The organism is Bradyrhizobium sp. (assembly GCF_017881085.1).
Classification (GTDB): domain Bacteria; phylum Pseudomonadota; class Alphaproteobacteria; order Rhizobiales; family Xanthobacteraceae; genus Bradyrhizobium.
In genome coordinates this window covers 1-5,471 of the sequence record NZ_JADGRI010000345.1, presented here as the reverse complement: position 1 = coordinate 5,471, position 5,471 = coordinate 1, and the positions used below count along the sequence as shown (strand labels likewise).

The following is a 5,471-nucleotide window of genomic DNA, read 5'->3' as shown; positions in this document are numbered from 1 at the left end:
CAGCAGCGGTCCGTTCCAGCTCATATAGAGCCCGCAGGCGACGGTCGCGATCACGCCGGAGCCGCCGAAATGCTCGGGTACCCAATAGGAGACGTAGGGTGTGATCAGCGACAGCGTGATCTCGATCTGTGGATCCCGCGCGCGGCGCCGCATGCGCAGGGAGAGCCAGCCCACCGCCACACCGAACGCGACCTCGCCGGCGACGATCGCGGCGAACTCGCCCATCGCCTTCGGCAGCGAAAACATGCCGGTCGAAATCGTCACCACCGCGAAGCGGTACAGGATCAGCGCGGTAGCGTCGTTCGCCAGCCCTTCGCCCTCGAGCACGACCATGATGCGGCGGGGCAAGGCAAGCTTGCGGGCGATGGCCAGCGGCGCCACCACGTCCGGCGGCGCGACGATGGCGCCGAGCAGGAATCCGATGGTCCAGGGCAGCCCGATCAGGTAATGCGTGGCGGCCGCGACCGCGAAGGCGCTGAAGATCACGCAGCCGACCGACAGCAGGATGATCGGGCGCAGATTGAACTTGAATTCGCGCCAGCTCATGGCGACGCTGGCCGAATAGATCAGCGGCGGCAGCACCAAAAGCAGCACCAGCTCCGGCGGCAGTTCCAGCGAGGGCATGCCCGGCACGAAGGCGAGGCCGATTCCGGCCAGCAGCAACAGGATCGCCGGCGCGACATCGGCCCGCCTCGCCAGCAGCGCGGTTCCCGCCAGCACTGCCAGCAGAATCAGGAAGATCTGAAATATGGCTTCCACGGCGTCCAATTCCTGTGACGGTCCAATTTGCCCGGACCGGCGACGCCGTCAATGGCGCGGAATGGTTGTGGCTATTCCCTCAAATCATAGCGATACGATTTTGAGACGATCTGCCAGCCGTCCTTGAGTTTCATCGCCACCAGATAATCGGTGAAATAGCGCGGCGGCAGCTGGCAGCGCACCTTGATGAAGGCGGTGGATTCGTCGGAGCGGTCGATGGTGACGACAAAATCCTCGCGCGGCTTGCCTTCGGCCTTGGCCGAGGGCCGCTTCCTGACGCGGCCGAGCCAGTCCGGCACGGTGAGGACCTGCAGCGCACCCTCCTCCAGCCAGCGCAGGTCCGCGGAAGGGTGGAAGATCGCGCCCAATTTGTCGGCATCGCCTTCGTAGAGCGCGTCGAAATAATGTTGGACGACGGCTTCGACACTGGAACGGTCATGACTCACGGGTTGGTCTCCTGCGTAACTAATACGAGTGTAGCCCGGATGAGCGAAGCGAAATCCGGGGCCGGTGTTGCCTTCGTTCCCGGATTTCGCTTCGCTCATCCGGGCTACGATGTCGGCTCACGTCAAGAACACGCCCTTGCCGTCGACCTGCTTGTCGAACAGTTGATAGGCTTCCTTCGCTTGGTCGATGGCCCAGCGATGGGTGAACAGCCGGTCGACGTCGATGCCACGCTCGACCGAGAACCGCGCGCATTCGGCCTGCAAAATGTTGGAGAACGTCCAGGACGCCACCAGCGTCAATTGCCGGCGCAACAGATGCGGCGAGACATCGATGTGGACGTCGCCGCCTTCGCCGACGAAGCACATCGTGCCCCACACCTTGGTGGAGCGGATCGCATTCACCCGCGCATCCGGGTTGCTCGAGGTGTCGAGCGTGAGGTCCGCGTAACGGCCGTGGGTGAGGTCCCTGATCGCGGCCACTGGATCGTTCGAGCCGGGATTGACCACGGCATCGGCGCCGAACGCCTTGGCTCGCTCCAGCCGCTGCGGGCTGATGTCGAGCGCGATCACCCGCGCGCCCATCGCCTTGGCGTATTGCGTGGCCGCCAGCCCCACCGGGCCCTGGCCGAAGATCGCAATGGTGTCGTTGCCGGAAAGGTTCATACGGCGCAGCGCGCCGTAGGCGGTGCCGGACCCGCAGGCGATCGCCGCACCCGCCGAGAACGACAGTTCGTCCGGCAGCGGCACCAGCGTATTGGCGGGCACCTTCAGATATTGCGCATGGCCGCCATGGGCGTTGTTGCCGTAGACCTTGACCGGCACCTCCTGGCAGAGCTGCTGCCATCCGGAGCGGCAATGGTTGCACTGGGTGCAGCCTTGATAATGGTGCACCATCACCCGCTGGCCGACGTGCGCCTCCCGGGCATCAACCGCGGAACCGATCGCCACCACGACGCCGCAGGGCTCGTGTCCGGCGATCACCGGGCCCTCCCGCATCGGGATGCCGCTCGCTTGCGCCCCGCTCTTGGGTCGGCGGTACTGATGCAGATCGCTGCCGCACATGCCGGACGCCTTCATTTCGATCACGACGTCGTGCGGATCCGGCGTCGGATCGGGGAACTGCATCAATTCCAGTTCGCGCTCGCCGTTAAACACCACGCCGCGCATCGCTTCCTCCGTTTGTTCGTGCTTGTCGGCCGATATTGGACGGGAAAACGGGATCGGCCAAGGGCGAACGACGGCGAACCGAATCCGGACTGGCGAGACATAAAACAAGGCGGTCCGTCGTTTGCAGCGTCCGCGGCTAAGTGGTGGATGGCTCAGTGGTTCGCTACGTGATCTCGCTCACAAGCAGGCCGCCCAAGCTTTTGATAGGTATGGAGAGATGCTATAAGGGCCAAATTTTAGAGAGCCTCCTGATGAAATTGCCTCGATCGCCCAAATTGCGCCGGCTTTTCCTTGCTGCCGCGCTGCTGTTGGTATGCCAGCCGGCTTTCGCCGAAAAGCGCGTGGCGCTGGTGCTGGGCAATTCCGCCTATCAGAACGTGCCGTCGCTTTCGAACCCGGTCAATGACAGCGCCGTGATCGCGGCAAAGCTGAAGGAAGCCGGCTTCGACGTGGTCGATTCCCGCCACGATTTGCCGGCGGCCGAGACCCGGCGCGCACTGCGCGACTTCGCCGACGCCGCGCGCGACGCCGATATCGCCGTGGTTTATTACGCCGGCCATGGCATGGAGGTAGACGGCACCAATTATCTGGTTCCGGTGGATGCGAAACTGGAGCGCGACACCGACGTGTACGACGAGGCGCTTTCGCTGGACCGCGTGCTGGTGGCGGTCGAACCCGCCAAGCAGCTTCGTCTGGTGATCCTCGACGCCTGCCGCGATAATCCGTTTGCCAAGACCATGAAGCGGAGCGTTGCGTCGCGCTCGATCGGACGCGGCCTTGCCAAGGTCGAACCGACCAGCCCGAACACGCTGATCGCCTACTCCGCCAAGGCCGGTTCCACCGCGCTGGACGGCGATGCCAAGAACAGCCCGTTCACGCTGGCTTTGGCAAACCACCTGACCACGCCGGGGTTGGACGTGCGCAAGGCGTTCGGCTTCGTGCGCGACGATGTGCTCAAGACCACCGGCAACCGGCAGGAGCCGTTTGTCTATGGCTCGCTCGGCGGCAACGACGTGCCCCTGGTGCCCGCCAAGCTTGCGCCAGTTGCGGCTGCGCCCAATCCACAGGCAGAGGCGCGGGCGGATTACGAACTGGCGCTGCAGATCGGCAACAAGGACGCGTTTAACGCCTTCCTCGCCCAGCACCCCGACGGCTTCTATGCAAACCTGGCCAAGATCCAGCTTGCCAAGATCGCCGCCGAGGAAGCGCGCGTGGCGGCGACGGAAAAGGCGCGGCTGGCCGAACAGGAGCGGGCGCGGCTTGCCGCCGAAGGCGCGCAAAAGGCGCAGCAGGCAAAGGCGGATGCGGACGCCAAGGCAGCCGAGCAAGCCCGTCTTGCCGCCGAAAAAGCCAAAGAGGTCGCACAGGCGCAGGCCACTGAAGCCGAGCGCAGACGTGCCGCCACCGATATTCCTTCGACGCGCGGCACTCCCGACAACAACGTTCCCGACAACCAGCCCGCCGGCAATGCGGCTGGGGGCGGGACGAACCTTGCTTCGTTAAACGCCGGGCCGCCGCCGGCCGAACTGATCAGGTCGGTGCAGAGCGAGTTGCGCCGCGTCGGCTGTCTCACCGGCGCCGCCGATGGCGAATGGAACGCAGCGTCGCAACGTTCGCTGGCGCTGTTCAACAAGAACGCGGGAACCAAATTCGACGTCAAGCTGGCGAGCCTCGACGCGCTCGATGCGATCAAGCTGAAGCCTTCGCGGGTCTGCCCGCTGATCTGCGAGCACGGCTTCAAGGCGGACGGCGACCAATGCAGCAGGATCGTCTGCGGCGCAGGCTCGTTTCTCAATGACGACAATGAATGCGAGAAGCGTCGGGGGAAAACGCCGACGGCAAAGCGCGAGCCCGACCAGCGTCCCGATCGCGCGGCGCAGGCCCGGCCGAAGCCGGTCCGTCCGCAAGCATCGGGCCAGATCGTGTGCGACGACCATTTGTGCCATCCGGTCGAGCGCGGATGTCACCTCGAGTTCAGATCGAGCCTGGAAGGCGGCGGCCGCTTGGGCGGCGGCAGCAACGTGCAGGTTTGCAATTGAAGTGAACCGCATGCCACTCTCTTTGAAACGCAGAGGGCCACGATAGTTACTTCAAGCGCCCCGCTATTTTCTCGTGCTCTTGACCGGCTTCTTCTTGTTCTTGCCGGGCTTCTTTTTTCGGTTCACCCCTTTGGGTGGTGGTGCGCCCGAGCCCGGCAAACTTGCCCCAAGCGATGCGAAGTCGGCCTCGATCTGATTGGTCAAGCTTTGCAGGCCATAGAGCAGATTGAACATGACGGGGTCGGCTTCCGCCGACACATGCTTCGCCGCCTCCTTGAAGTTTTCTCGCGCAACGACATAACCAGCACTCATGGTTTCCTCCATTTTCAGACAGAAAGCTTAACAGCGCGATTGATACGACGGACAGCGGAATCTGCCAGATTGACCCTGTCGGCACGACCCGAATAAGTCGACGGCCACACCAAGCCAAGCGGAACGCCGGTCCAACACGGAGCGTATTTTTTCTCTCGCTTTCGCATACGACAACTCAGCAAACTCTCCACGGCAACCGGCCTGAATACCAAATTAGAGCACCGTACGTGTCACTCGTCTTCCTCATAGCGCCACAAATCACCCCATTCGCTTTTCCAAACGCGGCCGGGATCGATCACCACAATCGGTATCTTCTTGGAATTCGCGAGTTGAACCGCGGCCGCCAACGCCTGAAGGGCGGGAACCTCCTCGCTGGTCAGATCCGTCGCCATTAGATCCGCTGCCGCCGTTTTCGGGCAGTGCACGATCCCGACTTGCGTCTCGCCCCTGTCGATCAGCGTCAGGTTAATCGCATCCGGCTGGAGTTCATCAACCTGCTCGAAACGGTTTCTCGCCATTAGTCCCCCCGGCGGCGTGTTCCGCAGTTTTCGAACTGCGGTGGCTCCAATGTCTGGTCATGTCCACGTATAGGCGAAGTCGTTATTCTCGACCGTAACCCTGGCTTCCTTCAATTCCTCCTTAGCAAGCGAACGCTTGAGGAATTCGCGCGACAGCGCCGGCAACAGCGTGTTGTTGATTATATTGTCAATCATTCGCCCGCCTGAGTCCGGATCATTGCACATCGACA

At 63.0% G+C, this 5,471-nt stretch carries 7 protein-coding genes; 1 reads left to right on the top strand and 6 read right to left on the bottom strand.

Annotation, left to right across the window (positions count from 1 at the left end; translation table 11 throughout):
* The 3 genes from QZ213_RS24020 to QZ213_RS24010 all read right to left on the bottom strand — a co-directional run.
* The coding region (locus QZ213_RS24020) for a cation:proton antiporter (RefSeq protein WP_291688570.1) at positions 1 to 759 on the bottom strand (759 nt) is incomplete at its 3' end.
* Positions 760 to 830: 71 nt separating this feature from the next.
* Positions 831 to 1,205, bottom strand: a complete 375-nt coding sequence (locus tag QZ213_RS24015; RefSeq protein WP_291688569.1) for a nuclear transport factor 2 family protein — start codon at positions 1,203 to 1,205, stop codon at positions 831 to 833.
* Between the two features lie 117 nt (positions 1,206 to 1,322).
* Entirely contained in the window at positions 1,323 to 2,372 is a 1,050-nt protein-coding gene (locus tag QZ213_RS24010) for a zinc-binding dehydrogenase (RefSeq protein ID WP_291688568.1), read from the bottom strand.
* 251 nt (positions 2,373 to 2,623) lie between these two features.
* Here QZ213_RS24010 and QZ213_RS24005 point away from each other — a divergent pair, with 251 nt between their 5' ends.
* Entirely contained in the window at positions 2,624 to 4,411 is a 1,788-nt protein-coding gene (locus tag QZ213_RS24005) for a caspase family protein (RefSeq protein ID WP_291688567.1), read from the top strand.
* A 63-nt stretch (positions 4,412 to 4,474) separates the two neighbouring features.
* On the opposite strand, the gene QZ213_RS24000 is transcribed toward QZ213_RS24005, so the two are convergent.
* The 3 genes from QZ213_RS24000 to QZ213_RS23990 all read right to left on the bottom strand — a co-directional run.
* Entirely contained in the window at positions 4,475 to 4,735 is a 261-nt protein-coding gene (locus QZ213_RS24000; RefSeq protein WP_291688566.1) for a hypothetical protein, read from the bottom strand.
* Positions 4,736 to 4,953: 218 nt separating this feature from the next.
* Entirely contained in the window at positions 4,954 to 5,241 is a 288-nt protein-coding gene (locus tag QZ213_RS23995; RefSeq protein ID WP_291688565.1) for a hypothetical protein, read from the bottom strand.
* A gap of 57 nt (positions 5,242 to 5,298) precedes the next feature.
* Positions 5,299 to 5,471 (bottom strand): hypothetical protein (locus QZ213_RS23990; RefSeq protein ID WP_291688571.1); only part of this gene is annotated, 173 nt, incomplete at its 5' end.

Bases quoted from the DNA above. Each gene is read 5' to 3' on its own strand.
- QZ213_RS23995 (WP_291688565.1), bottom strand. From the start codon at position 5,241: ATGGCGAGAAACCGTTTCGAGCAGGTTGATGAACTCCAGCCGGATGCG.
- QZ213_RS24000 (WP_291688566.1), bottom strand. From the start codon at position 4,735: ATGGAGGAAACCATGAGTGCTGGTTATGTCGTTGCGCGAGAAAACTTC.
- QZ213_RS24010 (WP_291688568.1), bottom strand. From the start codon at position 2,372: ATGCGCGGCGTGGTGTTTAACGGCGAGCGCGAACTGGAATTGATGCAG.
- QZ213_RS24005 (WP_291688567.1), top strand. From the start codon at position 2,624: ATGAAATTGCCTCGATCGCCCAAATTGCGCCGGCTTTTCCTTGCTGCC.